The organism is Escherichia sp. E2661 (assembly GCF_004745185.1).
GTDB lineage: Bacteria > Pseudomonadota > Gammaproteobacteria > Enterobacterales > Enterobacteriaceae > Escherichia.
This window is the reverse complement of sequence record NZ_PDIG01000005.1, coordinates 134,343-161,293: the sequence shown is the minus strand read 5'-3', so window position 1 is coordinate 161,293 and position 26,951 is coordinate 134,343. Positions and strand designations below refer to the sequence as shown.

Here is a 26,951-nt window from a genome sequence, read left to right as displayed (position 1 = left end):
ATTTAAAACACCCCCTGAAAAGAAAGGAAACGACAGGTGCTGAAAACGGGCTTTTTGGCCTCTGTCGTTTCCTTTCTCTGTTTTGTCCGTGGAATGAACAATGGAAGTCAACAAAAAGCAGCTGGCTGACATTTTCGGCGCGAGTATCCGTACCATTCAGAACTGGCAGGAGCAGGGAATGCCCGTTCTGCGGGGTGGCGGCAAGGGTAATGAGGTGCTTTATGACCCTGCCGCCGCCATAAAATGGTATGCCGAAAGGGATGCTGAAATTGAGAACGAAAAGCTGCGCCGGGAGGTTGAAGAACTGCGGCAGGCCAGCGAGACAGATCTGCAGCCAGGGACTATTGAGTACGAACGCCATCGACTTACGCGTGCGCAGGCCGACGCACAGGAGCTGAAGAATGCCAGAGACTCCGCTGAAGTGGTGGAAACCGCATTCTGTACTTTCGTGCTGTCGCGGATCGCAGGTGAAATTGCCAGTATTCTCGACGGGATCCCCCTGTCGGTGCAGCGGCGTTTTCCGGAACTGGAAAACCGACATGTTGATTTCCTGAAACGGGATATCATCAAAGCCATGAACAAAGCAGCCGCGCTGGATGAACTGATACCGGGGTTGCTGAGTGAATATATCGAACAGTCAGGTTAACAGTCTGCGGCATTTTGTCCGCGCCGGGCTTCGCTCACTGTTCAGGCCGGAGCCACAGACCGCCGTTGAATGGGCGGATGCCAATTACTATCTCCCGAAAGAATCCTCATACCAGGAAGGGCGCTGGGAAACACTGCCCTTTCAGCGGGCCATCATGAATGCGATGGGCAGCGACTACATCCGCGAGGTGAATGTGGTGAAGTCTGCCCGTGTCGGTTATTCCAAAATGCTGTTGGGTGTTTATGCCTACTTCATAGAGCATAAGCAGCGCAACACCCTTATCTGGTTGCCGACGGATGGTGATGCCGAGAACTTTATGAAAACCCACGTTGAGCCGACCATCCGCGATATTCCGTCGCTGCTGGCGCTGGCCCCGTGGTATGGCAAAAAGCACCGGGATAACACGCTCACCATGAAGCGTTTCACCAATGGGCGTGGTTTCTGGTGCCTGGGCGGTAAAGCGGCAAAAAACTACCGTGAAAAGTCAGTGGATGTGGCGGGTTATGATGAACTTGCTGCCTTTGATGATGATATTGAACAGGAAGGCTCTCCGACGTTCCTGGGTGACAAGCGTATTGAAGGCTCGGTCTGGCCAAAGTCCATCCGGGGCTCCACGCCCAAAGTGAGAGGCACCTGTCAGATTGAGCGTGCAGCCAGTGAATCCCCGCATTTTATGCGTTTTCATGTTGCCTGCCCGCACTGCGGGGAGGAGCAGTACCTTAAATTTGGCGACAAAGAGACGCCGTTTGGCCTCAAATGGACGCCGGATGACCCCTCCAGCGTGTTTTATCTCTGCGAGCATAATGCCTGCGTCATCCGTCAGCAGGAGCTGGATTTCACTGATGCCCGTTATATCTGCGAAAAGACCGGGATCTGGACCCGTGATGGCATTCTCTGGTTTTCGTCATCCGGTGAAGAGATTGAGCCGCCGGACAGTGTGACCTTTCACATCTGGACGGCGTACAGCCCGTTCACCACCTGGGTGCAGATTGTCAAAGACTGGATGAAAACGAAAGAGGATACGGGAAAACGTAAAACCTTCGTGAACACCACGCTCGGTGAGACATGGGAAGCGAAAATCGGTGAACGTCCGGATGCTGAAGTGATGGCAGAGCGGAAAGAGCATTATTCAGCGCCCGTTCCTGACCGTGTGGCTTACCTGACTGCCGGTATCGACTCCCAGCTGGATCGCTACGAAATGCGCGTATGGGGATGGGGGCCGGGTGAGGAAAGCTGGCTGATTGACCGGCAGATTATTATGGGCCGCCACGATGATGAACAGACGCTGCTGCGTGTGGATGAGGCCATCAATAAAACCTATACCCGCCGGAATGGTGCAGAAATGTCGGTATCCCGTATCTGCTGGGATATTGGCGGGATTGACCCGACCATTGTGTATGAACGCTCGAAAAAGCATGGGCTGTTCCGGGTGATCCCCATTAAAGGGGCATCCGTCTACGGTAAGCCGGTGGCCAGCATGCCACGTAAGCGAAACAAAAACGGGGTTTACCTTACCGAAATCGGTACGGATACCGCGAAAGAGCAGATTTATAACCGCTTCACACTGACGCCGGAAGGGGATGAACCGCTTCCCGGTGCCGTTCACTTCCCGAATAACCCGGATATTTTTGATCTGACCGAAGCGCAGCAGCTGACTGCTGAAGAGCAGGTCGAAAAATGGGTGGATGGCAGGAAAAAAATACTGTGGGACAGCAAAAAGCGACGCAATGAGGCACTCGACTGCTTCGTTTATGCGCTGGCGGCGCTGCGCATCAGTATTTCCCGCTGGCAGCTGGATCTCAGTGCGCTGCTGGCGAGCCTGCAGGAAGAGGATGGTGCAGCAACCAACAAGAAAACACTGGCAGATTACGCCCGTGCCTTATCCGGAGAGGATGAATGACGCGACAGGAAGAACTTGCCGCTGCCCGTGCGGCACTGCATGACCTGATGACAGGTAAACGGGTGGCAACAGTACAGAAAGACGGACGAAGGGTGGAGTTTACGGCCACTTCCGTGTCTGACCTGAAAAAATATATTGCAGAGCTGGAAGTGCAGACCGGCATGACACAGCGACGCAGGGGACCTGCAGGATTTTATGTATGAAAACGCCCACCATTCCCACCCTTCTGGGGCCGGACGGCATGACATCGCTGCGTGAATATGCCGGTTATCACGGCGGTGGCAGCGGATTTGGTGGGCAGTTGCGGGCGTGGAACCCACCGGGTGAAAGTGTGGATGCAGCCCTGCTGCCCAACTTTACCCGTGGCAATGCCCGCGCAGACGATCTGGTACGCAATAACGGCTATGCCGCCAACGCCATCCAGCTGCATCAGGATCATATCGTCGGGTCTTTTTTCCGGCTCAGTCATCGCCCAAGCTGGCGCTATCTGGGCATCGGGGAGGAAGAAGCCCGTGCCTTTTCCCGCGAGGTTGAAGCGGCATGGAAAGAGTTTGCCGAGGATGACTGCTGCTGCATTGACGTTGAGCGAAAACGCACGTTTACCATGATGATTCGGGAAGGTGTGGCCATGCACGCCTTTAACGGTGAACTGTTCGTTCAGGCCACCTGGGATACCAGTTCGTCGCGGCTGTTCCGGACACAGTTCCGGATGGTCAGCCCGAAGCGCATCAGCAACCCGAACAATACCGGCGACAGCCGGAACTGCCGTGCCGGTGTGCAGATTAATGACAGTGGTGCGGCGCTGGGATATTACGTCAGCGAGGACGGGTATCCTGGCTGGATGCCGCAGAAATGGACATGGATACCCCGTGAGTTACCCGGCGGGCGCGCCTCGTTCATTCACGTTTTTGAACCCGTGGAGGACGGGCAGACTCGCGGTGCAAATGTGTTTTACAGCGTGATGGAGCAGATGAAGATGCTCGACACGCTGCAGAACACGCAGCTGCAGAGCGCCATTGTGAAGGCGATGTATGCCGCCACCATTGAAAGTGAGCTGGATACGCAGTCAGCGATGGATTTTATTCTGGGCGCGAACAGTCAGGAGCAGCGGGAAAGGCTGACCGGCTGGATTGGTGAAATTGCCGCGTATTACGCCGCAGCACCGGTCCGGCTGGGAGGCGCAAAAGTGCCGCACCTGATGCCGGGTGACTCACTGAACCTGCAGACGGCTCAGGACACGGATAACGGCTACTCCGTGTTTGAGCAGTCACTGCTGCGGTATATCGCTGCCGGGCTGGGTGTCTCATATGAGCAGCTTTCCCGGAATTACGCCCAGATGAGCTACTCCACGGCACGGGCCAGCGCGAACGAGTCGTGGGCGCACTTTATGGGACGGCGAAAATTTATCGCATCCCGTCAGGCGAGCCAGATGTTTCTGTGCTGGCTGGAAGAGGCCATCGTTCGCCGCGTGGTGACGTTACCTTCAAAAGCGCGCTTCAGTTTTCAGGAAGCCCGAAGTGCCTGGGGGAACTGCGACTGGATAGGCTCCGGTCGTATGGCTATCGATGGTCTGAAAGAAGTTCAGGAAGCGGTGATGCTGATAGAAGCCGGACTGAGCACCTACGAGAAAGAGTGCGCAAAACGCGGCGACGACTATCAGGAAATTTTTGCCCAGCAGGTCCGTGAAACGATGGAGCGCCGCGCGGCTGGTCTTAAACCGCCCGCCTGGGCGGCTGCAGCATTTGAATCCGGGCTGCGACAATCAACAGAGGAGGAGAAGAGTGACAGCAGAGCTGCGTAATCTCCCGCATATTGCCAGCATGGCCTTTAATGAGCCGCTGATGCTTGAACCCGCCTATGCGCGGGTTTTCTTTTGTGCGCTTGCAGGCCAGCTTGGGATCAGCCGCCTGACGGATGCGGTGTCCGGTGACAGCCTGACTGCCCCGGAGGCACCCGCGACGCTGGCGTTATCCGGTGATGATGACGGACCACGACAGGCCCGCAGTTATCAGGTCATGAACGGCATCGCCGTGCTGCCGGTGTCCGGCACGCTGGTCAGCCGGACGCGGGCGCTGCAGCCGTACTCGGGGATGACCGGTTACAACGGCATTATCGCCCGTCTGCAACAGGCTGCCAGCGACCCGATGGTGGACGGCATTCTGCTCGATATGGACACGCCAGGCGGAATGGTGGCGGGGGCATTTGACTGCGCTGACATCATCGCCCGTGTGCGTGACATAAAGCCGGTATGGGCGCTGGCCAATGACATGAACTGCAGCGCAGGTCAGCTGCTTGCCAGTGCCGCCTCCCGGCGTCTGGTCACACAGACCGCCCGGACAGGCTCCATCGGCGTCATGATGGCTCACAGTAATTACGGTGCTGCGCTGGAGAAACAGGGTGTGGAAATCACGCTGATTTACAGCGGCAGCCATAAGGTGGATGGCAACCCCTACAGCCATCTTCCGGATGACGTCCGGGAGACACTGCAGTCCCGGATGGATGCAACCCGCCAGATGTTTGCGCAGAAGGTGTCGGCATATACCGGCCTGTCCGTGCAGGCTGTGCTGGATACCGAGGCTGCAGTGTACAGCGGTCAGGAGGCCATTGATGCCGGACTGGCTGATGAACTTGTCAACAGCACCGATGCGATCACCGTTATGCGTGATGCACTGGATGCACGTAAATCCCGTCTCTCAGGAGGGCGAATGACCAAAGAGACTCAATCAACAACTGTTTCAGCCACTGCTTCGCAGGCTGACGTTACTGACGTGGTGCCAGCGACGGAGGGCGAAAACGCCAGCGCGGCGCAGCCGGACGTGAACGCGCAGATCACCGCAGCGGTTGCGGCAGAAAACAGCCGCATTATGGGGATCCTCAACTGTGAGGAGGCTCACGGACGCGAAGAACAGGCACGCGTGCTGGCAGAAACCCCCGGTATGACCGTGGAAACGGCCCGCCGCATTCTGGCCGCAGCACCACAGAGTGCACAGGCGCGCAGTGACACTGCGCTGGATCGTCTGATGCAGGGGGCACCGGCACCGCTGGCTGCAGGTAACCCGGCATCTGATGCCGTTAATGATTTGCTGAACACACCAGTGTAAGGGATGTTTATGACGAGCAAAGAAACCTTTACCCATTACCAGCCGCTGGGCAATAGTGACCCGGCTCATACCGCAACCGCGCCCGGCGGATTGAGTGCGAAAGCGCCTGCAATGACCCCACTGATGCTGGACACCTCCACCCGTAAGCTGGTTGCGTGGGATGGCACCACCGACGGTGCTGCTGTTGGCATTCTTGCGGTTGCTGCTGACCAGACCAGCACCACGCTGACGTTCTACAAGTCCGGCACGTTCCGTTATGAGGATGTGCTCTGGCCGGAGGCTGCCAGCGACGAGACGAAAAAACGGACCGCGTTTGCCGGAACGGCAATCAGCATCGTTTAACCTTACCCTTCATCACTAAAGGCCGCCTGTGCGGCTTTTTTTACGGGATTTTTTTATGTCGATGTACACAACCGCCCAGCTGCTGGCGGCAAATGAGCAGAAATTTAAGTTTGATCCGCTGTTTCTGCGTCTCTTTTTCCGTGAGAGCTATCCCTTCACCACGGAGAAAGTCTATCTCTCACAAATTCCGGGACTGGTAAACATGGCGCTGTACGTTTCGCCGATTGTTTCCGGTGAGGTTATCCGTTCCCGTGGCGGCTCCACCTCTGAATTTACGCCGGGATATGTCAAGCCGAAGCATGAGGTGAATCCGCAGATGACCCTGCGTCGCCTGCCGGATGAAGATCCGCAGAATCTGGCGGACCCGGCTTACCGCCGCCGTCGCATCATCATGCAGAACATGCGTGATGAAGAGCTGGCCATTGCCCAGGTCGAAGAGATGCAGGCAGTTTCTGCCGTGCTTAAGGGCAAATACACCATGACCGGTGAAGCCTTTGATCCGGTTGAGGTGGATATGGGGCGCAGTGCGGCGAACAACATCACACAGTCCGGTGGCACGGAGTGGAGCAAGCGCGACAAGTCCACGTATGACCCGACCGATGATATCGAAGCCTACGCGCTGAACGCCAGCGGTGTGGTGAATATCATCGTGTTTGATCCGAAAGGCTGGGCGCTGTTCCGTTCCTTCAAAGCCGTCAAGGAGAAGCTGGATACCCGTCGCGGCTCTCATTCCGAGCTGGAGACAGCGGTGAAAGACCTGGGTAAAGCGGTGTCCTATAAGGGGATGTATGGCGATGTGGCCATCGTCGTGTATTCCGGACAGTACGTGGAAAACGGCGTCAAAAAGAACTTCCTGCCGGACAACACGATGGTACTGGGGAACACTCAGGCACGCGGTCTGCGCACCTATGGCTGCATTCAGGATGCGGACGCACAGCGCGAAGGCATTAACGCCTCTGCCCGTTACCCGAAAAACTGGGTGACCACCGGCGATCCGGCGCGTGAGTTCACCATGATTCAGTCAGCACCGCTGATGCTGCTGGCTGACCCTGATGAGTTCGTGTCCGTACAACTGGCGTAATCGTGGCCCTTCGGGGCCATTTTCTCTCTGTGGAGGAGTCCATGACGAAAGATGAACTGATTGTCCGTCTCCGGTCGCTGGGTGAGCAACTGAACCGTGATGTCAGCCTGACGGGGACGAAAGAAGAACTGGCGCTCCGTGTGGCAGAGCTGGAAGAGGAGCTTGATGACACGGATGACGCTGCCGGTCAGGATACCCCTCTCAGACCGGAAAATGCGCTGACCGGACATGAAAATGAGGTGGTATCAGCGCAGCCGGATACCATGATTGATACGGCTGCTCTGGTCACGGTCGTGGCACTGGTGACGCTGCATACTGATGCACTTCACGCCACGCGGGATGAACCTGTGGCATTTGTGCTGCCGGGAACGGCGTTTCGTGTCTCTGCCGGTATGGCAGCTGAAATGACAGAACGTGGCCTGGCCAGAATGCAATAACGGGAGGCGCTGTGGCTGATTTCGATAACCTGTTCGATGCCGCCATTGCCCGCGCCGATGAAACGATACGCGGGTACATGGGAACGTCAGCCACCATTACATCCGGTGAGCAGTCCGGTGCTGTGATACGTGGTGTTTTTGATGACCCTGAAAATATCAGCTATGCCGGACAGGGCGTGCGCGTTGAAGGCTCCAGCCCGTCCCTGTTTGTCCGGACTGATGATGTGCAGCAGCTGCGGCGCGGAGACACACTGACCATCGGTGAGGAAAACTTCTGGGTAGATCGGGTTACGCCGGATGATGGCGGAAGCTGTCATCTCTGGCTTGGGCGGGGGGTACCGCCTGCAGTTAACCGTCGCCGCTGAAAGGGGGATGTATGGCCATAAAAGGTCTTGAGCAGGCCGTTGAAAACCTCAGCCGTATCAGCAAAACGGCGGTGCCTGGTGCCGCCGCAATGGCCATTAACCGCGTTGCTTCATCCGCGATATCGCAGTCGGCGTCACAGGTTGCCCGTGAGACAAAGGTACGCCGGAAACTGGTAAAGGAAAGGGCCTGGCTGAAAAGGGCCACGGTTAAAAATCCGCAGGCCAGAATCAAGGTTAACCGGGGGGATTTGCCCGTAATCAAGCTGGGTAACGCGCGGGTTGTCCTGTCCCGCCGCAGGCGTCGTAAAAAGGGGCAGCGTTCAGCCCTGAAAGGTGGCGGCAGCGTGCTTGTGGTGGGTAACCGTCGTATTCCCGGCGCGTTTATTCAGCAACTGAAAAATGGCCGGTGGCATGTCATGCAGCGTGTGGCCGGGAAAAACCGTTACCCCATTGATGTGGTGAAAATCCCGATGGCGGTGCCGCTGACCACGGCATTTAAACAGAATATTGAACGGATACGGCGTGAGCGTCTTCCGAAAGAGCTGGGCTATGCGCTGCAGCATCAACTGAGAATGGTAATAAAGCGATGAAACATACTGAACTCCGTGCAGCCGTACTGGATGCACTGGAGAAGCATGACACCGGGGCGACGCTTTTTGATGGTCGCCCCGCTGTTTTTGATGAGGAAGATTTTCCGGCAATTGCCGTTTATCTCACCGGCGCTGAATACACGGGCGAAGAGCTGGACAGCGATACCTGGCAGGCGGAGCTGCATATTGAAGTTTTCCTGCCTGCTCAGGTGCCGGATTCAGAGCTGGATTCGTGGATGGAGTCCCGGATTTATCCGGTGATGAGCGATATTCCGGCACTGTCAGATTTGATCACCAGTATGGTGGCCAGTGGCTATGACTACCGACGCGACGATGATGCGGGCCTGTGGAGTTCAGCCGATCTGACTTATGTCATTACCTATGAAATGTGAGGACGATATGCCTGTACCAAATCCAGTAATGCCGGTGAAAGGTGCCGGGACCACACTGTGGGTTTATAAGGGGAACGGTGACCCTTATGCGAACCCGCTTTCAGACGTTGACTGGTCGCGTCTGGCAAAAGTTAAAGACCTGACGCCCGGCGAACTGACCGCTGAGTCCTATGACGACAGCTATCTCGATGATGAAGATGCGGACTGGACTGCGACCGGGCAGGGGCAGAAATCAGCCGGAGATACCAGCTTCACGCTGGCGTGGATGCCCGGAGAGCAGGGGCAGCAGGCGCTGCTGGCGTGGTTTAATGAAGGTGATACCCGTGCCTATAAAATCCGCTTCCCGAACGGCACGGTCGATGTGTTCCGTGGCTGGGTCAGCAGTATCGGTAAAGCGGTGACGGCGAAGGAAGTGATCACCCGCACGGTGAAGGTCACCAATGTGGGACGCCCGTCGATGGCTGAAGATCGCAGTACGGTGACGGCAGCAACCGGCATGACGGTAACGCCAGCCAGTGCTTCTGTAGTGAAAGGGCAGAGCACCACGCTGACCGTGGCATTCCAGCCGGAAGGTGTAACCGACAAGAGCTTCCGTGCGGTGTCTGCGGATAAAACAAAAGCCACCGTGTCGGTCAGTGGTATGACTATCACCGTGAACGGCGTTGCTGCAGGCAAGGTCAACATTCCGGTTGTATCCGGTAATGGTGAGTTTGCTGCGGTTGCAGAAATCACCGTCACCGCCAGTTAATCCGGAGAGTCAGCGATGTTCCTGAAAACCGAATCATTTGAATATAACGGCGTGACCGTCACGCTTTCTGAACTGTCAGCCCTGCAGCGTATTGAGCATCTCGCCCTGATGAAACAGCAGGCAGAATCCGACAGTAACCGGAAGTTTACTGTGGAAGACGTCATCAGAACCGGCGCTTTTGTGGTGGCGATGTCTCTGTGGCATAACCATCCGAAGAAGACGCAGATGCCGTCCATGAATGAAGCCGTTAAACAGATTGAGCAGGAAGTGCTTACCACCTGGCCCACAGAGGCAATTTCTCATGCTGAAAACGTGGTGTACCGGCTGTCCGGTATGTATGAGTTTGTGGTGAATAATGCCCCTGAACAGGCAGAGGACGCCGGGCCTGCAGAGCCTGTTTCTGCGGGAAAGTGTTCGACGGTGAGCTGAGTTTTGCCCTGAAACTGGCGCGTGAGATGGGGCGACCCGACTGGCGCGCCATGCTTGCCGGGATGTCATCCACGGAGTATGCCGACTGGCACCGTTTTTACAGTACCCATTATTTTCATGATGTTCTGCTGGATATGCACTTTTCCGGGCTGACGTACACCGTGCTCAGCCTGTTTTTCAGCGATCCGGAGATGCATCCGCTGGATTTCAGTCTGCTGAATCGGTGTGAGGCTGACGAAGAGCCTGAAGATGATGTGCTGATGCAGAAAGCGGCAGGGCTTGCCGGAGGCGTCCGCTTTGGTCCGGACGGGAATAAAGTTATCCCCGCTTCCCCGGATGTGGCGGACATGACGGAGGATGACGTAATGCTGATGACAGTATCAGAAGGGATCGCAGGAGGAGTCCGGTATGGCTGAACCGGTAGGCGATCTGGTCGTTGATTTAAGTCTGGATGCGGCCAGATTTGACGAGCAGATGGCCAGAGTCAGGCGTCATTTTTCCGGTACGGAAAGTGATGCGAAAAAAACAGCGGCAGTCGTTGAACAGTCGATGAACCGGCAGGCGCTGGCTGCACAGAAAGCGGGGATTTCCGTCGGACAGTATAAAGCCGCCATGCGTATGCTTCCTGCACAGTTCACCGACGTGGCCACGCAGCTTGCAGGCGGGCAAAGTCCGTGGCTGATCCTGCTGCAACAGGGTGGTCAGGTTAAGGACTCCTTCGGCGGGATGATCCCCATGTTCAGGGGGCTTGCCGGTGCGATCACCCTGCCGATGGTCGGGGCCACCTCGCTGGCAGTGGCGACCGGTGCGCTGGCGTATGCCTGGTATCAGGGCAACTCAACCCTGTCTGAGTTCAACAAAACGCTGGTCCTTTCCGGTCATCAGTCAGGTCTGACGGCAGATCGTATGCTGGTCCTGTCCAGAGCCGGGCAGGCGGCAGGGCTGACGTTTAACCAGACCAGCGAGTCACTCAGTGCACTGGTTAAGGCGGGGGTAAGCGGTGAGGCTCAGATTGCGTCCATCAGCCAGAGTGTGGCGCGTTTCTCCTCTGCATCCGGCGTGGAGGTGGACAAGGTTGCTGAAGCCTTCGGGAAGCTGACCACTGACCCGACGTCGGGGCTGACGGCGATGGCGCGCCAGTTCCATAACGTGACGGCGGAGCAGATTGCGTATGTTGCTCAGTTGCAGCGTTCCGGCGATGAAGCCGGGGCATTGCAGGCGGCGAACGAGGCCGCAACGAAAGGGTTTGATGACCAGACCCGACGCCTGAAAGAGAACATGGGCACGCTGGAAACCTGGGCAGACAGGACAGCACGGGCATTCAAATCCATGTGGGATGCGGTGCTGGATATTGGTCGTCCTGATACCGCTCAGGAGATGCTGATTAAGGCAGAGGCTGCGTTTAAGAAAGCAGACGACATCTGGAATCTGCGCAAGGATGATTATTTTGTTAACGATGAAGCGCGGTCGCGTTACTGGGATGATCGTGAAAAGGCCCGTCTTGCGCTTGAAGCCGCCAGAAAGAAGGCTGAACAGCAGAGTCAACAGGACAAAAATGCGCAGCAGCAGAGCGATACCGAAGCGTCACGGCTGAAATATACCGAAGAGGCGCAGAAGGCTTACGAACGGCTGCAGACGCCGCTGGAGAAATATACCGCCCGTCAGGAAGAACTGAACAAGGCACTGAAAGACGGGAAAATCCTGCAGGCAGATTACAACACGCTGATGGCGGCGGCGAAAAAGGATTATGAAGCGACGCTGAAAAAGCCGAAACAGTCCGGCGTGAAGGTGTCTGCGGGCGATCGTCAGGAAGACAGTGCTCATGCGGCCCTGCTGACGCTTCAGGCAGAACTCCGGACGCTGGAGAAGCATGCCGGAGCGAATGAGAAAATCAGCCAGCAGCGCCGGGATTTATGGAAGGCGGAAAATCAGTTCGCGGTACTGGAGGAGGCGGCACAACGTCGCCAGCTGTCCGCACAGGAGAAATCCCTGCTGGCGCATAAAGATGAGACGCTGGAGTACAAACGCCAGCTGGCTGCACTTGGCGATAAGGTCACGTATCAGGAGCACCTGAATGCGCTGGCGCAGCAGGCGGATAAGTTCGCACAGCAACAACGGGCAAAACGGACAGCCATTGATGCGAAAAACGGGGGCTTACTGACCGGCAGGCAGCGCGGGAAGCCACAGAACAGCGCCTGAAGGAACAGTATGGCGATAATTCGCTGGCGCTGAATAACGTCATGTCAGAGCAGAAAAAAGACCTGGGCGGCTGAAGACCAGCTTAACGGGAGCTGGATGGCTGGCCTGAAGTCCGGCTGGAGCGAGTGGAAAGAGAGTGCCACGGACAGTATGTCGCAGGTTAAAAGTGCTGCCACGCAGACCTTTGATGGTATTGCGCAGAATATGGCGGCGATGCTGACCGGCAGTGAGCAGAACTGGCGCAGTTTCACCCGTTCCGTGCTGTCCATGATGACAGAAATTCTGCTTAAGCAGGCAACGGTGGGGATTGTCGGGAGTATCGGCAGCGCCATTGGCGGAGCTGTTGGTGGCGGCGCATCAGCGTCAGGCGGTACAGCCATTCAGGCTGCTGCGGCGAAATTCCATTTTGCGACCGGAGGTTTTACGGGAACCGGTGGCAAATATGAGCCTGCCGGGATTGTTCACCGTGGTGAATTTGTCTTCACGAAGGAGGCAACCAGCCGGATTGGCGTGGGGAATCTCTACCGGCTGATGCGCGGCTATGCCACCGGTGGTTATGTCGGTACACCGGGCAGTCTGGCGGACAGCCGGTCGCAGGCGTCCGGGAAGTTTGAGCAGAATAACCATGTGGTGATTAATAACGACGGCACGAACGGTCAGATAGGGCCACAGGCGCTGAAGGCGGTTTATGACGTAGCCCGTAAGGCGGCAATGGATGTCGTGACCGGGCAGATGCGTGATGGTGGTCTGTTCTCCGGAGGTGGGCGATGAAAACCTTCCGCTGGAAAGTGAAACCGGGTATGGATGTGGCTTCGGCTCCTTCCGTCAGGGAGGTGCGCTTTGGTGATGGTTACTCCCAGCGCGCGCCTGCCGGGCTGAATGCCAACCTGAAAACGTACAGCGTGACGATTTCTGTCCCCCGTTGGGAGGCCACGGCGCTGGAATCGTTTCTGGCAGAGCACGGAGGCTGGAAAGCCTTTCTGTGGACGCCGCCTTATGACTGGCGGCAGATAAAGGTGACCTGCGCAAAATGGACGTCGCGGGTCAGTATGTTGCGTGTTGAGTTCAGCGCAGAGTTTAAACAGGTGGTGAACTGATGCAGGATATCCGGCAGGAAACACTGAATGAATGCACCCGTGCGGAGCAGTCGGCCAGCGTGGTGCTCTGGGAGATCGATCTGACAGAGGTCGATGGAGAACGTTATTTTTTCTGTAATGAGCAGAACGAAAAAGGTGAGCCGGTCACCTGGCAGGGGCGGCAGTATCAGGCGTATCCCATTCAGGGGAGTGGTTTCGAACTGAATGGCAAAGGCACCAGTACGCGCCCCACGCTGACGGTTTCTAACCTGTATGGCATGGTCACCGGGATGGCGGAAGATCTGCAGAGTCTGGTCGGCGGAACGGTGGTCAGGCGTAAGGTTTATGCCCGTTTTCTGGATGCGGTGAACTTCGTCAACGGAAACAGCGACGCCGATCCGGAGCAGGAGGTGATTAGCCGCTGGCGCATCGAGCAGTGCAGCGAATTGAGCGCGGTCAGTGCCTCCTTTGTGTTGTCCACACCGACGGAAACGGATGGTGCCGTTTTTCCGGGGCGCATCATGCTGGCCAACACCTGCACCTGGACCTATCGCGGTGATGAGTGCGGTTATAATGGTCCGGCTGTCGCGGATGAATATGACCAGCCGACGTCCGATATCACGAAGGATAAATGCAGCAAATGCCTGAGTGGCTGTAAGTTTCGCAATAACGTCGGCAACTTTGGCGGCTTCCTTTCCATTAACAAACTTTCGCAGTAAATCCCATGACAGAGACAGAATCAGCGATTCTGGCGCACGCCCGGCGATGTGCGCCAGCGGAGTCGTGCGGCTTCGTGGTGAGAACGCCGGAGGGGGAAAGATATTTTCCCTGCGTGAATATCTCCGGTGAGCCGGAGGATTATTTCCGGATGTCGCCGGAGGACTGGCTGCGGGCAGAAATGCAGGGTGAGATTGTGGCGCTGGTGCACAGCCATCCCGGTGGTCTGCCCTGGCTGAGTGAGGCCGACCGGCGACTGCAGGTGCAGAGTGATTTGCAGTGGTGGCTGGTCTGCCGGGGGGCGATTCATAAGTTCCGCTGCGTGCCGCATCTCACCGGGCGGCTCTTTGAGCACGGGGTGACGGACTGTTACACGCTGTTCCGGGATGCTTACCATCTGGCGGGGATTGAGATGCCGGATTTTCATCGTGAGGATGACTGGTGGCGTAACGGTCAGAATCTCTATCTGGATAATCTGGAGGCCACAGGGCTGTATCAGGTGCCGTTGTCAGCGGCGCAGCCGGGCGATGTGCTGCTGTGCTGTTTTGGTTCATCGGTGCCGAATCATGCCGCCATTTACTGTGGTGATGGCGAGCTGCTGCACCATATTCCTGAACAACTGAGCAAACGAGAGAGGTATACCGACAAATGGCAGCGACGCACACACTCCCTCTGGCGTCACCGGGCATGGCACGCATCTGCCTTTACGGGGATTTGCAACGATTTGGCCGCCGCATCGACCTTCGAGTGAAAACGGGGGCCGAAGCCATCCGGGCGCTGGCCACGCAGCTCCCTGCGTTTCGTCAGAAACTGAGCGACGGCTGGTATCAGGTACGGATTGCCGGGCAGGATGTCAGCACGTCCGGATTAACTGCGCAGTTACATGAGGCTCTGCCTGATGGCGCTGTGATTCATATCGTTCCCAGAGTCGCAGGGGCCAAGTCAGGTGGCGTATTCCAGATTGTCCTGGGGGCAGCCGCCATTGCCGGATCATTCTTTACCGCCGGAGCCACCCTTGCAGCATGGGGGGCTGCCATTGGTGCCGGTGGTATGACCGGCATTCTGTTTTCTCTCGGTGCCAGTATGGTGCTCGGCGGTGTGGCTCAGATGCTGGCACCAAAAGCCAGAACTCCCCGCACACAGACAACGGATAACGGTAAGCAGAACACCTATTTCTCCTCACTGGATAACATGGTTGCCCAGGGCAATGTCCTGCCTGTTCTGTACGGTGAAATGCGCGTGGGGTCGCGGGTGGTTTCTCAGGAGATCAGCACGGCAGACGAAGGGGACGGTGGTCAGGTTGTGGTGATTGGTCGCTGATGCAAAATGTTTTATGTGAAACCGCCTCCGGGCGGTTTTGTCGTTTATGGAGCGTGAGGAATGGGTAAAGGCAGCAGTAAGGGGCATACCCCGCGCGAAGCGAAGGATAACCTGAAGTCCACGCAGTTGCTGAGTGTGATCGATGCCATCAGCGAAGGGCCGATTGAAGGTCCGGTAGATGGATTAAAAAGCGTGCTGCTGAACAGTACGCCGGTGCTGGACAGTGAGGGTAATACCAATATCTCCGGTGTCACAGTGGTGTTCCGGGCAGGTGAGCAGGAGCAGACTCCGCCGGAGGGTTTTGAATCCTCCGGATCCGAGACGGTGCTGGGTACGGAAGTGAAATATGACACGCCGATCACCCGGACCATCACGTCTGCAAACATCGACCGTCTGCGCTTTATCTTCGGTGTGCAGGCACTGGTGGAAACCACCTCAAAGGGGGACCGGAATCCATCGGAAGTCCGCCTGCTGGTTCAGATCCAGCGTAACGGTGGCTGGGTGACAGAAAAAGACATCACCATTAAGGGCAAAACCACCTCGCAGTATCTGGCCTCGGTGGTGGTGGATAACCTGCCGCCGCGCCCGTTCAATATCCGGATGCGCAGGATGACGCCGGACAGCACCACAGACCAGCTGCAGAACAAAACACTCTGGTCGTCATACACCGAAATCATCGATGTGAAACAGTGCTACCCGAACACGGCACTGGTCGGCGTGCAGATGGATTCGGAGCAGTTCGGCAGCCAGCAGGTGAGCCGTAATTATCATCTGCGCGGGCGCATTCTGCAGGTGCCGTCGAACTATAACCCGCAGACGCGGCAATACAGCGGTATCTGGGACGGGACGTTTAAACCGGCATACAGCAACAACATGGCCTGGTGTCTGTGGGATATGCTGACCCATCCGCGCTACGGCATGGGGAAGCGTCTCGGTGCGGCGGATGTGGACAAATGGGCGCTGTATGTCATCGGCCAGAATTGCGACCAGTCGGTGCCGGATGGCTTTGGTGGCACGGAGCCGCGCATCACCTGTAATGCCTACCTGACCACACAGCGTAAGGCGTGGGATGTTCTCAGTGATTTCTGCTCGGCGATGCGCTGTATGCCGGTATGGAACGGGCAGACGCTGACGTTCGTGCAGGACCGACCGTCGGATAAGGTGTGGACCTATAACCGCAGTAATGTGGTGATGCCGGATGATGGCGCGCCGTTCCGCTACAGTTTCAGCGCCCTGAAGGACCGCCATAATGCCGTTGAGGTGAACTGGATTGACCCGAATAACGGCTGGGAAACGGCAACAGAGCTTGTGGAGGACACGCAGGCCATTGCCCGTTACGGTCGTAACGTCACGAAGATGGATGCCTTTGGCTGTACCAGCCGGGGGCAGGCGCACCGCGCCGGGCTGTGGCTGATTAAAACGGAATTGCTGGAAACGCAGACCGTGGACTTCAGCGTGGGTGCAGAAGGGCTTCGCCATGTACCGGGTGATGTCATTGAAATCTGTGATGATGACTATGCGGGGATCAGCATCGGCGGGCGCGTGCTGGCGGTGAACAGCCAGACGCGGACACTGACGCTCGACCGTGAAATCATGCTGCCATCCTCCGGCACCACGCTGATAAGCCTGGTAGACGGAAATGGCAATCCGGTCAGCGTGGAGGTCCAGTCCGTCACCGACGGCGTGAAGGTAAAAGTGAGCCGTGTTCCTGACGGCGTTGCCGAATACAGCGTGTGGGGGCTGAAGCTGCCGACGCTGCGTCAGCGCCTGTTCCGCTGTGTGAGTATCCGTGAGAACGATGACGGCACGTATGCCATCACCGCCGTGCAGCATGTACCGGAAAAAGAAGCCATCGTGGATAACGGGGCGCACTTTGACGGCGACCAGAGCGGCACGGTGAATGGTGTCACGCCGCCAGCGGTGCAGCACCTGACTGCCGAAGTCACCGCAGACAGCGGGGAATATCAGGTACTGGCGCGATGGGACACGCCGAAGGTGGTGAAGGGTGTGAGCTTTATGCTTCGCCTGACCGTGGCAGCGGATGACGGCAGTGAGCGGCTGGTCAGCACGGCCCGGACGACGGAAACCACATACCGCTTCACGCAACTGGCGCTGGGAAACTACAGGCTGACAGTCCGGGCGGTAAATGCCTGGGGGCAGCAGGGCGATCCGGCGTCGGTATCGTTCCGGATTGCCGCACCGGCAGCACCGTCGCGGATTGAGCTGACGCCGGGCTATTTTCAGATAACCGCAACGCCGCATCTTGCCGTTTATGACCAGACGGTACAGTTTGAGTTCTGGTTCTCGGAAAAGCGGATTGCGGATATCAGGCAGGTTGAAACCACAGCCCGCTATCTTGGCACGGCGCTGTACTGGATAGCCGCCAGTATCAATATCAAACCGGGCCATGATTATTATTTTTACGTTCGCAGTGTGAACACCGTTGGCAAATCGGCATTCGTGGAAGCTGTCGGTCGGGCGAGCGATGATGCGGAAGGTTACCTGGATTTTTTCAAAGGCCAAATAACCGAATCCCATCTCGGCAAGGAGCTGCTGGAAAAAGTCGAGCTGACGGAGGATAACGCCAGCAAACTGGAGGAGTTTTCGAAAGAGTGGAAAGACGCCAACGATAAATGGAATGCCATGTGGGGCGTCAAAATTGAGCAGACCGAAGACGGCAGGCATTATGTCGCGGGGCTTGGCCTCAGCATGGAGGATACGGAGGAAGGTAAACTGAGCCAGTTCCTGGTTGCCGCTAACCGTATCGCGTTTATTGACCCGGCAAACGGGAATGAAACGCCGATGTTTGTGGCGCAGGGCAACCAGATATTCATGAACGAAGTGTTCCTGAAGTATCTGACGGCTCCCACCATTACCAGCGGCGGCAATCCGCCGGTATTTTCCCTGACACCGGACGGGCGGCTGACGGCGAAAAATGCCGATATCAGCGGTAACGTGAATGCGAACTCCGGGACGCTCAATAATGTCACGATTAACGAGAACTGTCGGATTCTGGGAAAACTGTCTGCCAACCAGATTGAAGGCGATATTGTTAAAACGGTAGGTAAGGCTTTCCCGCGAGATCCCCGAGCACCGGAACGCTGGCCATCAGGGACCATTACCGTCAGGATTTATGACGATCAACCTTTTGACCGGCAAATTGTTATTCCTGCTGTCGCGTTTTGTGGGGCGAAGCACCGGCAGGCATCCACAAACAGTGAATACTATTCATCCTGTCGCCTTATTGTAAAAAAGAATGGCACTGTAATTTATGATAACTCGACCACCGATGTTACAGCCATTTACACAGGCATCATGGATATGCCAGCAGGTTATGGAGGGATAACTCTGGAGTTTTCAGTTTCAGCTTCAAATGGAAAATATTATCCCACCGCAAGCATCAGCGATTTGCTGGTTGTCGTGATGAAGAAATCAACCGCCGGTATCAGTATCAGTTGAATTTTATAACCCAAATACGGGCGCCAGAAATGGCGCCTTTTTTATTGCAGAAAAGCGAGAGGTAATTATGCGTAAATTATGTGCTGTTATTCTGTCTGCAGTAGTCTGGCTGGTCGCCGCTGGTACGCCAGCGAGTGCAGCAGAGCATCAGTCCACACTAAGCGCCGGGTATCTTCAGTCCCATACAGATATGCCCGGCAACGATGACCTGAAGGGAATTAACGTGAAATACCGTTATGAATTTACGAACACGCTGGGGCTGGTGACGTCATTCAGCTATGCCGGAGACAAGAATCGCCAGATTACCCGTTACAGCGATACCCGCTGGCATGAAGATTCAGTGCGTAACCGCTGGTTCAGCATGATGGCGGGGCCATCTGTGCGCGTGAATGAATGGTTCAGTGCTTATGCGATGGCGGGTGTGGCTTACAGCCGTGTTTCGACGTTTTCCGGGGATTATCTCCGCGTAACTGATAACAAGGGGAAAACGCACGATGTGCTGACCGGAAGTGATGACGGTCGCCACAGCAACACGTCTCTGGCGTGGGGGGCTGGCGTGCAGTTTAACCCGACCGAATCCGTGGCCATTGACCTTGCTTATGAAGGCTCCGGCAGTGGCGACTGGCGCACTGACGGTTTTATCGTGGGTGTCGGTTATAAATTCTGATTAGCCAGGTAACACAGTGTTATGACAGCCCGCCGGTTCAGGCGGGCTTTTTTGTGGAGTGGATATGGCAGCAGTAAAAATCTCAGGTGTGCTGAAAGATGGTGCGGGAAAACCAATACAGAACTGCACTATTCAACTGAAGGCAAAGCGTAACAGCACCACGGTACTGGTGAACACGGTAGCCTCTGAAAATCCGGATGAAGCCGGGCGTACAGCATGGATGTTGAGTATGGCCAGTACAGCGTCACCCTGCTGGTTGAAGGTTTTCCGCCTTCACATGCCGGGATCATTACCGTCTATGAAGGTTCCAGACCAGGTACGCTGAATGATTTTCTCGGTGCCATGACGGAAGATGATGTCATGCCTGAGGCATTGCGCCGTTTTGAGGAAATATTGGAAGAAACGGCACGAAACGCTGAAGCTGCCTCTCAGAGCGCAGCGGCGGCAAAGAAATCCGAAACTGCAGCGGAATCATCGAAGAACGCGGCGAAAACGTCAGAGACGAATGCAGGTAACAGCGCGAAAGCGGCAGCCTCTTCAAAAACAGCCGCACAAAACGCAGCAACAGCAGCAGAACGTTCAGAGACAAATGCCCGAGCGTCAGAAGAAGCCTCCGCAAACAGTGAAGAGGCTTCCCGCCGTAATGCAGAGTCAGCCGCTGAAAATGCCGGAATCGCCACCACAAAAGCGCAGGAGGCCGCAGCAGACGCAACAAAGGCCGGGCAGAAAAAGGATGAAGCCGTCGCGGCGGCGACACGTTCGGAAGCGGCGGCAGACCGCGCAGAAGCGGCAGCGGAAGTGACTGTAAAACCATATGTGAATATAGTTCCGCCGTTGCCTGATGTCTGGATTCCGTTTAATGATTCGCTGGATATGATTACGGGCTTTTCGCCATCATATAAAAAGATTGTTATTGGTGACGATGAAATAACGATGCCTGGCGACAAGATTGTTAAGTTTAAACGTGCATCAACTGCTACATATATCAATAAATCCGGGGAACTGAAAATTGCAGCAATCGACGAACCACGATTTGAAAAAGATGGTTTACTGATTGAAGGACAACGAAGCAATTCATTTGCAGATTCTAATAATCCGTCGTTATGGAATAAAGCCGCACAATTGAATATAACCAATGGTAAAGATGAATTTGGTTTTACCTATGGTCTTATTAATGTTGCAGCCGAAACAAGCACTACCGGACGCGCTACATTTATTTCAACTGGATATCCAAGATCCATGCCAGCAAAGGCAGGGGAATCACTTACAATATCCTTCCGAGTTAAAAAAGTTGCTGGTGATGGGATTCTGACAGTATATCCGAGGATTGCTTATGTAAATGAGGATGGCTCTAGTAATACTCTTTCTTCGAATGCCTATATAAATGCGGAAACGGGCGAAGTTTTAGGAACTCCTGCAGGCGGAAGCTCGACGAAAGTATATACTAAAATTGAATCCAATGGATGGTTGTTTGTATCTTTGACTTATAAAACCGCAGAAGACAAAACATTTTATGGTCGAATTGAAGTTGGTGCGCATAAACGAGATATACAGATTGGTGATCAGTGGATGATAACGACACCGCAATTTGAAGTTGGTAGCAGTGCTTCTTCTTTTATTATTTCTGGATCTGCGACAACGACAAGAGCGAGTGACTTAGTTACGATCCCAATCAAAAACAACATCTACAATTTACCGCTTACTGTAATGTGCGAAACCAATCTTAATTGGGAATGGGATTCTCCGCCAAATGCCGCACCTAGAATAATGGATTTTACTGGTCAAAAAGCGGGGCAGGCCATAATTTATGGTCTACGTGGTGGGACTGCGGTTGATACTGGATCGCCCTATGTTGATATGGGTGATGGCGCTACAAGAATTAATAAGTATGTAAAAACAACAAATCGAAAGTTTATCTCTGGATTTAGGTGTAAAGAAAATGGAGATACTCAAGCGTTTTGCAATTCTGTTTTTTCATCGTCTGCAAGGACAGATTATATTCATGTAGCACCAACTGCTACGATAAGATTTGGTGGGCAAACCAGTACTGGTGAGCGTCATATATTCGGACACATCCGAAATTTCAGGATTTGGCATAAAGCGTTAACTGATGCACAAATGGGGGAATCAGTAGAATGAAAGATTTAACACTGAAATTTCGAGATCGGGAAGACTATAAAGCATTCTTGAATGAAATTAATTGGGAAGATAACGAAGTATTGCAAGATCAACTCCTGATTGATGAAATTGGATTCGCTTTCGATGAAGTCGGCAGAACTGCCGACGACGAACCAATTTATCAACGACGCGACGGTTATTTTGTAAATATTAGAATCTTAGATGAAAAGCTGGACGCATCACCATTTTCCGGAAATGTAGTGATTCTTGATGCTCCGCTTCGTGAATGGGCTTGAGGGGCAATACATGGCGAGCGTAACAGTAATTCCTGATGACATCAAAACGCTAAAATCCGATGTTAGTAAATTAAAAACCGATCAAGAAAGCTACGCAACAAAATCCTATGTTGATGGTAAACGCGAGGTTTTAGGTGATTGGGATGCTACCAAAAAAGATAATACCTTGCCGACAACTGGTACTGTCTTTGGTGGTAAACATCGTTCAATTCATAAGACTGCCGATAAAATCGATGTATATACTGAGTTTTATACCCGAAAAAAATGTTGCAGGCGATGAAGCTGCAATGGCGCGACTACACGTAAAAGATGGCGAAAAGGGTATTTGGTGGGACTTTAGTAATCTTTACGGCGGAACATTAATTTTTCCAGGCAGTGATGGTTACCTTAAGATGGGGAACTGTCTCATGTCGTATGGTGTGCGGGGAAGTAACGCGCTTATTAAGTTTGACTACACAGACACATTACAAATCAAATACGCTAATCATGGGTCAACCATGACATTAAACACACAGGGAACCGCTTATGCTGGTGTTACTGCTAAATTGTGGGGCAACTCCAGCCGTCCTGTTGTTTATGAAGTCGGTGTTGATGGTGGCGCTTATATGTTCTACGGTCAGAAACAAACCGATAATACCTATGCGTTCGCTGTTAATGGTGCATGTCATGCCACCGCCTTTAACCAGGCTTCCGACCGGGATCTGAAAGATAATCTTCAGGTGATTGATAATGCAACAGATCGTATCCGCAAGATGAACGGCTATACCTATACCCTTAAGGAAAACGGTATGCCCTATGCAGGTGTCATTGCACAGGAAGCTCTGGAAGCAATCCCGGAAGTTGTAGGCTCCGCAATGAAATATCAGGACGGTGGAAACGGCTCGGAAGGGGAAGAAGGCGAGCGTTACTACACAGTAGATTATTCTGGTGTTACTGGCTTGCTTGTTCAGGTAGCCAGAGAGTCAGACGACAGAATAACAGCACTGGAAGAAGAAAACGCAGAATTAAGACAAAGATTATCTGCAATTGAGGCGGCGCTTGCGTCTAAATAATATTAAGGGGCCGTGAGTCCCGTTTTATTGGGTAGGATGAAAATGGATATAACACCTTTCCTTCACGCGCTTTGTGCTGTGGCTGCGCAGGTACTGGTTGGTCTTTTTACCGGAAACTGGGCTTACGGTGCGATAGCTGGTTGTACGTTCTTCATCGCTCGTGAACATACCCAGGCAGAATATCGCTGGATTGAAATGTTCGGGCATGGCAAGCGTATGAATATGCCGTGGTGGGGCGGTTTTGATCCTCGTGCATGGGATGTGGCAAGCCTGATGGATTTTGCTGTGCCGGTGATAGCGTGTCTGCTGGTCTGGCTGTTGTTTCGATGAATATCGGCAGGATAATATGGGGCACTGGCAGAATTATTCTGCCAGTGGGGCATATTAACGCAGAAGCTGCAAAACGTTCTGTGGAACCTGGTTAGCCTGCGCAAGAACCGAAGTACCCGCAGACTGCAGGATATTAGCGCGGCTCATTTCAGACACTTCAGATGCAAAGTCAGCGTCGAGAATACGGGAACGAGACTCGGACAGGTTGTTAACGGTATTGTTCAGGTTGCTGATAACAGAATCGAAACGGTTCTGTACAGCACCAAGACCAGAACGCAGTTTGTCAACCTGGGCAAGTGCTGCGTCGATAGTTTTCAGCGGGTCGGATGTAAGAGTATGGGAGTCAGAAACCGCAACGCCTGTATCGGTAAATGAACTCACCATCATCCCTGGCAAAGCTCCGTGTGGAGTTATTGATAGGTTGGCATTGGTCAGGTTACCTTGCCCATCATCAAGATAAAAATTTCCATCACCGTCAGTTTCCAGCATTTTACCATTAGGTATAGAATTGGGATCGATAAGGAAAATAAATGAATATGCTTTACCAAGCACGGAACTCAGTTTCGCTGGGTCTGGAGTTTGCGCTAAGGCTGGGGTACTGTCAAAATATAGTTCCCCACTATCTAATTCCTGTACGGTAAAATAATTACCACCAGATACCGCATAAAGCGTACCTGTGTCTTTGTCTTGAACTATATCTTGCGGTATATTGTTAGGGTTATTAGTATCAAATGCATAATCTAACTTATAAGTTGAATGCACTAGAGGTGTTTCCCCAGCGTGTAATTCGGTTAGCGGCGCTCCTTTAATATTGTCTTCAACTGTGAAATCGTCCATGTCCAGGCTTTTGGTATCCATTTTTTTAAGCTGAATATCGATGGTTTCACTGTCATTTGCACCTACCTGAATAGACAGAGACTGGTCACTACTTAGAACCTTGACGCCGTTAAATTCCGTCTGATCGGAGATACGGTTAATTTCATCCAGACGAGCGTTAATTTCATCCTGAATAGATTCGCGGTCAGAAGCTGAGTTAGTACCGTTTTGTGCTTGTACGGTCAGGCGACGGATATTCTGCAGGTTATCGTTAACTTCGTTCAGAGCACCTTCAGTGGTCTGCGCGATAGAAATACCATCATTTGCGTTACGAGAAGCCTGAGTCAGGCCGGAGATGCTGGCGGTGAAACGGTTGCTGATAGCCTGGCCTGCAGCATCGTCTTTTGCGCTGTTAATACGCAGACCCGAAGACAGGCGCTGAATTGCCGTACCCAGAGTGGACTGCGATTTGTTCAGGTTATTCTGTGCAACAAGGCTCAGAGCATTAGTATTGATTACTTGTGACATCTATATGATTCCTATGCGTTGGGCGGAGCGGGCCGCAGACATATAATTAAAACAAAATATGAAAAAGTGTTTGGCAGCGTGAACTGTTTGATACGATTATAAAAAATATATGCAATGCTGCTGCCGTATGTTGAATATCGGCAACGAAATGAAATGACTAAAGGGACGGAAACGGAGATTACACAATAAAAAACACAGGTGGCCAGTCTAGGTGTGTCGTACAAGAACGCGCTGCGACTGGCTGGAGAACTTTCTATAGTACGAGTATTGAATGATTTCCAGCCTTTATCGATTTTACGTGTTAATTAATGACAAACCACTCGTCAGCAGACTCCCAGGTATCTTTCAGAGTTTCCTGAACAAAAGTTTTAGCTGAATCTTTATCGGCGGTGCGCGTAACAGAAAGGCCATCGTTGCTGGTGACTTTTACGATCACCTCTACATCGTCATAACGCTTACTGATGCGTCGAGTTAATTCTTCCGTTAACGCATCCACTGCACCGTTTGGTATTTTGGTCATTTATCCTTTGGCTATACAGTCGTGATCCAAAGGTGGGACAAAACTGAGACACATAAGGCCTCACAATGGCTTGCAAGGCTTTACATGTTTTGAGGTAGTGGGACGTGTGAGCGCAGAGATGGCGCGGTAAGTTGTTGACTTAAAATGTCGTTCTAGGAACTTCTAAGTCGTGGGCCGCAGGTTCGAATCCTGCAGGGCGCGCCATTACAATTCAATCAGTTACGCCTTCTTTATTTCCCCATAATTTCAGAAATGGCACATCTTTGAGGCGTCATTACCAAAATGTCGTCTGTTTTCCTCGCGTGCTCCGTCAAATGATTCGGCGCAAGGTGAGCATATCTACGCACCATTTCTATGGATTCCCATCCGCCCATTTCCTGAAGCACTGATGAAAAACATCAATGAATGCACCAGGAGGAAACTGATGAGTTAGGTTCAAACTGTAGTACAATTCTCTTCGGTATTAACAGGAAAGAATAGGCTATGAACCCTTATATTTATCTTGGTGGTGCAATACTTGCAGAGGTCATTGGTACAACCTTAATGAAGTTTTCAGAGGGTTTTACACGGTTATGGCCCTCTGTTGGTACAATTATTTGTTACTGCACATCATTCTGGTTATTAGCTCAGACGCTGGCTTATATTCCTACAGGGATTGCTTATGCTATCTGGTCAGGCGTCGGTATCGTCCTGATTAGTTTACTTTCCTGGGGATTTTTCGGCCAACGGTTGGATCTGCCAGCCATTATCGGCATGATGTTGATTTGTGCCGGAGTGTTGGTGATTAATTTGTTGTCACGAAGTGCACCACATTAAAAATAGTTTCGTTCGAGTTTAATAAAATGCATCAGCCCGTATGTTTATACGGGCTGCTTTTTTACGCTACAATAATGCAAATGATAGTGGACAAAAAACACAATCAGTCGATGGATTCACCGTAGGATGCAACTGCCTGAGCGGGGAAACCCCCGCTCAATTCCTGTCTGACCCCTTCATTTTCCAGCCAATAATAAGTATTACTTTCTTTATTCAAAGCGTAAATTCTACAAATACCTGCACCCTCACTATTTGTGTTCCATCCACTATTAGCTACATTGCCCCATTCCTGGTAAAGTCCTGCGTTAACTTCTCGCTTGATAATATGTCCTGAATTATGATCATTATAATCGTAACTATCAATATCATGCGCTTCAGGAAATTCTCCGCTCATTTTTTCAATCCACGGTAAAATATCTTTAACTGACTTATAAGTTTCAATGCTGTATTTGAAAAAACGTCTCACAGTAAAAATATAAATACCGGCAGATTTGTTCGTTGATTTATCAGTGGCGAAAATAGCAAAAATCTTCCCAATACACTTTTCGTCAACGTCAGGAAAAGTTACTGTGCCATCCTGACTGACCGCCAGAACATCATTGTCTGCATCAGTGCTACAGCTCCATTTTACCTTGTCATTATTAACCGGGTCATTATCAATAACCATCTTGAAGGTGGCGCCTGGAAACAAGCAGTTAGGAAAATGGTAACCATTCTTCATATCATTTTTAATATCATAGATATGGTTGTCAACTAAAACGCCTGTAATTTTACTCATCATTAACTCTCTTTGTTTATTAAATAAAAGGTTTTATTCCTGTGTAAAGGAATAAGCTGATATTAATGCAACTGATGAATAATTGTTCTTATTTAATAGTTATATGGTGGCATGAATATGATTATATAATGCCTCTGAGTAGTGGCTACACTGATTATTTGTGTCCAATTAATATTTACAGGATTCTGACCAGGAAAGTGAAAAGGAAAGGAGCAAGCAAAGTTGCTC

General features: G+C 53.0%; 29 protein-coding genes and 3 pseudogenes. 28 read left to right on the top strand and 4 right to left on the bottom strand.

Annotated features, from left to right (window positions below; translation table 11 throughout):
- Positions 1-100: 100 nt before the first annotated feature.
- The 26 genes and pseudogenes from CRI63_RS03925 (at position 101) to CRI63_RS03795 (ending at position 23,265) form a co-directional block, all read left to right on the top strand.
- Complete coding sequence (locus tag CRI63_RS03925; RefSeq protein ID WP_135518558.1) at positions 101-646, top strand: DNA-packaging protein; 546 nt, start codon at positions 101-103, stop codon at positions 644-646.
- Complete coding sequence (locus CRI63_RS03920; RefSeq protein WP_135518556.1) at positions 621-2,546, top strand: phage terminase large subunit family protein; 1,926 nt, start codon at positions 621-623, stop codon at positions 2,544-2,546. The genes CRI63_RS03925 and CRI63_RS03920 overlap by 26 nt, the downstream gene beginning before the upstream one ends.
- Complete coding sequence (locus CRI63_RS03915) at positions 2,543-2,749, top strand: gpW family protein (protein ID WP_000198149.1); 207 nt, start codon at positions 2,543-2,545, stop codon at positions 2,747-2,749. The genes CRI63_RS03920 and CRI63_RS03915 overlap by 4 nt, the downstream gene beginning before the upstream one ends.
- A complete protein-coding gene (locus CRI63_RS03910) occupies positions 2,746-4,347 on the top strand; it encodes a phage portal protein (protein ID WP_135518554.1) in 1,602 nt (533 codons plus the stop codon). The genes CRI63_RS03915 and CRI63_RS03910 overlap by 4 nt, the downstream gene beginning before the upstream one ends.
- A complete protein-coding gene (locus CRI63_RS03905; protein ID WP_044862920.1) occupies positions 4,328-5,647 on the top strand; it encodes a S49 family peptidase in 1,320 nt (439 codons plus the stop codon). The genes CRI63_RS03910 and CRI63_RS03905 overlap by 20 nt, the downstream gene beginning before the upstream one ends.
- Before the next feature lie 9 nt (positions 5,648-5,656).
- Positions 5,657-5,989 carry a head decoration protein gene (locus CRI63_RS03900; RefSeq protein WP_001299443.1) on the top strand — a complete coding sequence of 111 codons (333 nt, stop codon included), beginning with the start codon at positions 5,657-5,659 and terminating at the stop codon, positions 5,987-5,989.
- 55 nt (positions 5,990-6,044) lie between these two features.
- Positions 6,045-7,070, top strand: a complete 1,026-nt coding sequence (locus CRI63_RS03895; protein ID WP_000063252.1) for a major capsid protein — start codon at positions 6,045-6,047, stop codon at positions 7,068-7,070.
- A 41-nt stretch (positions 7,071-7,111) separates the two neighbouring features.
- Positions 7,112-7,507: a DNA-packaging protein FI gene (locus tag CRI63_RS03890; RefSeq protein ID WP_024222986.1), complete on the top strand. Its 396-nt coding sequence runs from the start codon at positions 7,112-7,114 to the stop codon at positions 7,505-7,507.
- Positions 7,508-7,518: 11 nt separating this feature from the next.
- Entirely contained in the window at positions 7,519-7,872 is a 354-nt protein-coding gene (locus CRI63_RS03885) for a head-tail joining protein (RefSeq protein WP_024222985.1), read from the top strand.
- Positions 7,873-7,883: 11 nt separating this feature from the next.
- On the top strand, positions 7,884-8,462 hold the full coding sequence (locus tag CRI63_RS03880) for a phage tail protein (RefSeq protein ID WP_135518552.1): 579 nt from the start codon (positions 7,884-7,886) through the stop codon (positions 8,460-8,462).
- Positions 8,459-8,854, top strand: a complete 396-nt coding sequence (locus CRI63_RS03875; protein ID WP_000683145.1) for a phage minor tail U family protein — start codon at positions 8,459-8,461, stop codon at positions 8,852-8,854. The genes CRI63_RS03880 and CRI63_RS03875 overlap by 4 nt, the downstream gene beginning before the upstream one ends.
- Positions 8,855-8,861: 7 nt before the next feature.
- On the top strand, positions 8,862-9,602 hold the full coding sequence (locus CRI63_RS03870) for a phage tail protein (protein ID WP_021521695.1): 741 nt from the start codon (positions 8,862-8,864) through the stop codon (positions 9,600-9,602).
- Positions 9,603-9,617: 15 nt separating this feature from the next.
- A complete protein-coding gene (locus CRI63_RS03865; protein WP_000479202.1) occupies positions 9,618-10,031 on the top strand; it encodes a phage minor tail protein G in 414 nt (137 codons plus the stop codon).
- The gene (locus tag CRI63_RS03860) at positions 10,013-10,447 is read left to right on the top strand and encodes a phage tail assembly protein T (protein WP_001605279.1); all 435 of its coding nucleotides are present in this window, start codon (positions 10,013-10,015) and stop codon (positions 10,445-10,447) included. Before CRI63_RS03865 ends, CRI63_RS03860 begins: the two co-directional genes overlap by 19 nt.
- A pseudogene (locus CRI63_RS03855) lies at positions 10,440-13,001 on the top strand (phage tail tape measure protein). The gene CRI63_RS03860 and the pseudogene CRI63_RS03855 overlap by 8 nt, the downstream one beginning before the upstream one ends.
- Entirely contained in the window at positions 12,998-13,327 is a 330-nt protein-coding gene (locus CRI63_RS03845) for a phage tail protein (RefSeq protein ID WP_047089015.1), read from the top strand. The pseudogene CRI63_RS03855 and the gene CRI63_RS03845 overlap by 4 nt, the downstream one beginning before the upstream one ends.
- Positions 13,327-14,025, top strand: a complete 699-nt coding sequence (locus CRI63_RS03840; RefSeq protein WP_135518548.1) for a phage minor tail protein L — start codon at positions 13,327-13,329, stop codon at positions 14,023-14,025. The genes CRI63_RS03845 and CRI63_RS03840 overlap by 1 nt, the downstream gene beginning before the upstream one ends.
- A gap of 5 nt (positions 14,026-14,030) precedes the next feature.
- The gene (locus CRI63_RS03835) at positions 14,031-14,774 is read left to right on the top strand and encodes a C40 family peptidase (protein ID WP_135518546.1); all 744 of its coding nucleotides are present in this window, start codon (positions 14,031-14,033) and stop codon (positions 14,772-14,774) included.
- Entirely contained in the window at positions 14,771-15,343 is a 573-nt protein-coding gene (locus CRI63_RS03830; RefSeq protein WP_000847638.1) for a tail assembly protein, read from the top strand. The genes CRI63_RS03835 and CRI63_RS03830 overlap by 4 nt, the downstream gene beginning before the upstream one ends.
- A 60-nt stretch (positions 15,344-15,403) precedes the next feature.
- Entirely contained in the window at positions 15,404-18,802 is a 3,399-nt protein-coding gene (locus tag CRI63_RS03825; protein ID WP_135518544.1) for a host specificity protein J, read from the top strand.
- Positions 18,803-18,869: 67 nt separating this feature from the next.
- Complete coding sequence (locus CRI63_RS03820) at positions 18,870-19,469, top strand: Ail/Lom family outer membrane beta-barrel protein (RefSeq protein WP_135518542.1); 600 nt, start codon at positions 18,870-18,872, stop codon at positions 19,467-19,469.
- 64 nt (positions 19,470-19,533) lie between these two features.
- Positions 19,534-20,633 (top strand): annotated as a pseudogene (locus tag CRI63_RS24195) (prophage tail fiber N-terminal domain-containing protein); the annotation flags it as partial.
- A 971-nt stretch (positions 20,634-21,604) separates the two neighbouring features.
- Complete coding sequence (locus tag CRI63_RS03810; RefSeq protein ID WP_135518540.1) at positions 21,605-21,883, top strand: hypothetical protein; 279 nt, start codon at positions 21,605-21,607, stop codon at positions 21,881-21,883.
- 10 nt (positions 21,884-21,893) lie between these two features.
- On the top strand, positions 21,894-22,163 hold the full coding sequence (locus CRI63_RS24805; protein WP_135518538.1) for a hypothetical protein: 270 nt from the start codon (positions 21,894-21,896) through the stop codon (positions 22,161-22,163).
- Positions 22,164-22,170: 7 nt separating this feature from the next.
- The gene (locus CRI63_RS03800) at positions 22,171-22,935 is read left to right on the top strand and encodes a tail fiber domain-containing protein (protein WP_135518536.1); all 765 of its coding nucleotides are present in this window, start codon (positions 22,171-22,173) and stop codon (positions 22,933-22,935) included.
- 42 nt (positions 22,936-22,977) lie between these two features.
- Positions 22,978-23,265: a hypothetical protein gene (locus CRI63_RS03795; RefSeq protein WP_135518534.1), complete on the top strand. Its 288-nt coding sequence runs from the start codon at positions 22,978-22,980 to the stop codon at positions 23,263-23,265.
- Between the two features lie 54 nt (positions 23,266-23,319).
- Here the strand turns inward: CRI63_RS03795 and CRI63_RS03790 are convergent, their stop codons facing one another.
- Positions 23,320-24,609, bottom strand: coding sequence for a FliC/FljB family flagellin (locus CRI63_RS03790; RefSeq protein ID WP_135518532.1), 1,290 nt, complete (start codon positions 24,607-24,609; stop codon positions 23,320-23,322).
- A 198-nt stretch (positions 24,610-24,807) separates the two neighbouring features.
- Here CRI63_RS03790 and CRI63_RS24190 point away from each other — a divergent pair, with 198 nt between their 5' ends.
- Positions 24,808-24,918: a capsid protein gene (locus CRI63_RS24190; protein WP_135518530.1), complete on the top strand. Its 111-nt coding sequence runs from the start codon at positions 24,808-24,810 to the stop codon at positions 24,916-24,918.
- On the opposite strand, the gene CRI63_RS03780 is transcribed toward CRI63_RS24190, so the two are convergent.
- Positions 24,911-25,129, bottom strand: a complete 219-nt coding sequence (locus CRI63_RS03780; protein ID WP_135518528.1) for a DinI-like family protein — start codon at positions 25,127-25,129, stop codon at positions 24,911-24,913. The two genes, CRI63_RS24190 and CRI63_RS03780, sit on opposite strands and share 8 nt — an antisense overlap.
- 230 nt (positions 25,130-25,359) lie before the next feature.
- A pseudogene (locus CRI63_RS23895) lies at positions 25,360-25,518 on the bottom strand (integrase); the annotation flags it as partial.
- A gap of 94 nt (positions 25,519-25,612) precedes the next feature.
- Here CRI63_RS23895 and emrE point away from each other — a divergent pair.
- Positions 25,613-25,945 carry a multidrug efflux SMR transporter EmrE gene (emrE, locus tag CRI63_RS03775; RefSeq protein ID WP_001070455.1) on the top strand — a complete coding sequence of 111 codons (333 nt, stop codon included), beginning with the start codon at positions 25,613-25,615 and terminating at the stop codon, positions 25,943-25,945.
- 103 nt (positions 25,946-26,048) lie between these two features.
- Here the strand turns inward: emrE and CRI63_RS03770 are convergent, their stop codons facing one another.
- Complete coding sequence (locus CRI63_RS03770) at positions 26,049-26,726, bottom strand: hypothetical protein (protein ID WP_130223117.1); 678 nt, start codon at positions 26,724-26,726, stop codon at positions 26,049-26,051.
- Between the last annotated feature and the right edge of the window lie 225 nt (positions 26,727-26,951).

Coding starts and splice junctions, on each gene's coding strand:
- CRI63_RS03925 (WP_135518558.1), top strand. CDS start 101: ATGGAAGTCAACAAAAAGCAGCTGGCTGACATTTTCGGCGCGAGTATC.
- CRI63_RS03915 (WP_000198149.1), top strand. CDS start 2,543: ATGACGCGACAGGAAGAACTTGCCGCTGCCCGTGCGGCACTGCATGAC.
- CRI63_RS03910 (WP_135518554.1), top strand. CDS start 2,746: ATGAAAACGCCCACCATTCCCACCCTTCTGGGGCCGGACGGCATGACA.
- CRI63_RS03900 (WP_001299443.1), top strand. CDS start 5,657: ATGACGAGCAAAGAAACCTTTACCCATTACCAGCCGCTGGGCAATAGT.
- CRI63_RS03895 (WP_000063252.1), top strand. CDS start 6,045: ATGTCGATGTACACAACCGCCCAGCTGCTGGCGGCAAATGAGCAGAAA.
- CRI63_RS03890 (WP_024222986.1), top strand. CDS start 7,112: ATGACGAAAGATGAACTGATTGTCCGTCTCCGGTCGCTGGGTGAGCAA.
- CRI63_RS03880 (WP_135518552.1), top strand. CDS start 7,884: ATGGCCATAAAAGGTCTTGAGCAGGCCGTTGAAAACCTCAGCCGTATC.
- CRI63_RS03875 (WP_000683145.1), top strand. CDS start 8,459: ATGAAACATACTGAACTCCGTGCAGCCGTACTGGATGCACTGGAGAAG.
- CRI63_RS03870 (WP_021521695.1), top strand. CDS start 8,862: ATGCCTGTACCAAATCCAGTAATGCCGGTGAAAGGTGCCGGGACCACA.
- CRI63_RS03865 (WP_000479202.1), top strand. CDS start 9,618: ATGTTCCTGAAAACCGAATCATTTGAATATAACGGCGTGACCGTCACG.
- CRI63_RS03845 (WP_047089015.1), top strand. CDS start 12,998: ATGAAAACCTTCCGCTGGAAAGTGAAACCGGGTATGGATGTGGCTTCG.
- CRI63_RS03840 (WP_135518548.1), top strand. CDS start 13,327: ATGCAGGATATCCGGCAGGAAACACTGAATGAATGCACCCGTGCGGAG.
- CRI63_RS03835 (WP_135518546.1), top strand. CDS start 14,031: ATGACAGAGACAGAATCAGCGATTCTGGCGCACGCCCGGCGATGTGCG.
- CRI63_RS03825 (WP_135518544.1), top strand. CDS start 15,404: ATGGGTAAAGGCAGCAGTAAGGGGCATACCCCGCGCGAAGCGAAGGAT.
- CRI63_RS03820 (WP_135518542.1), top strand. CDS start 18,870: ATGCGTAAATTATGTGCTGTTATTCTGTCTGCAGTAGTCTGGCTGGTC.
- CRI63_RS03810 (WP_135518540.1), top strand. CDS start 21,605: ATGAAAGATTTAACACTGAAATTTCGAGATCGGGAAGACTATAAAGCA.
- CRI63_RS24805 (WP_135518538.1), top strand. CDS start 21,894: ATGGCGAGCGTAACAGTAATTCCTGATGACATCAAAACGCTAAAATCC.
- CRI63_RS03800 (WP_135518536.1), top strand. CDS start 22,171: ATGGCGCGACTACACGTAAAAGATGGCGAAAAGGGTATTTGGTGGGAC.
- CRI63_RS03795 (WP_135518534.1), top strand. CDS start 22,978: ATGGATATAACACCTTTCCTTCACGCGCTTTGTGCTGTGGCTGCGCAG.
- CRI63_RS03790 (WP_135518532.1), bottom strand. CDS start 24,609: ATGTCACAAGTAATCAATACTAATGCTCTGAGCCTTGTTGCACAGAAT.
- CRI63_RS03780 (WP_135518528.1), bottom strand. CDS start 25,129: ATGACCAAAATACCAAACGGTGCAGTGGATGCGTTAACGGAAGAATTA.
- emrE (WP_001070455.1), top strand. CDS start 25,613: ATGAACCCTTATATTTATCTTGGTGGTGCAATACTTGCAGAGGTCATT.
- CRI63_RS03770 (WP_130223117.1), bottom strand. CDS start 26,726: ATGATGAGTAAAATTACAGGCGTTTTAGTTGACAACCATATCTATGAT.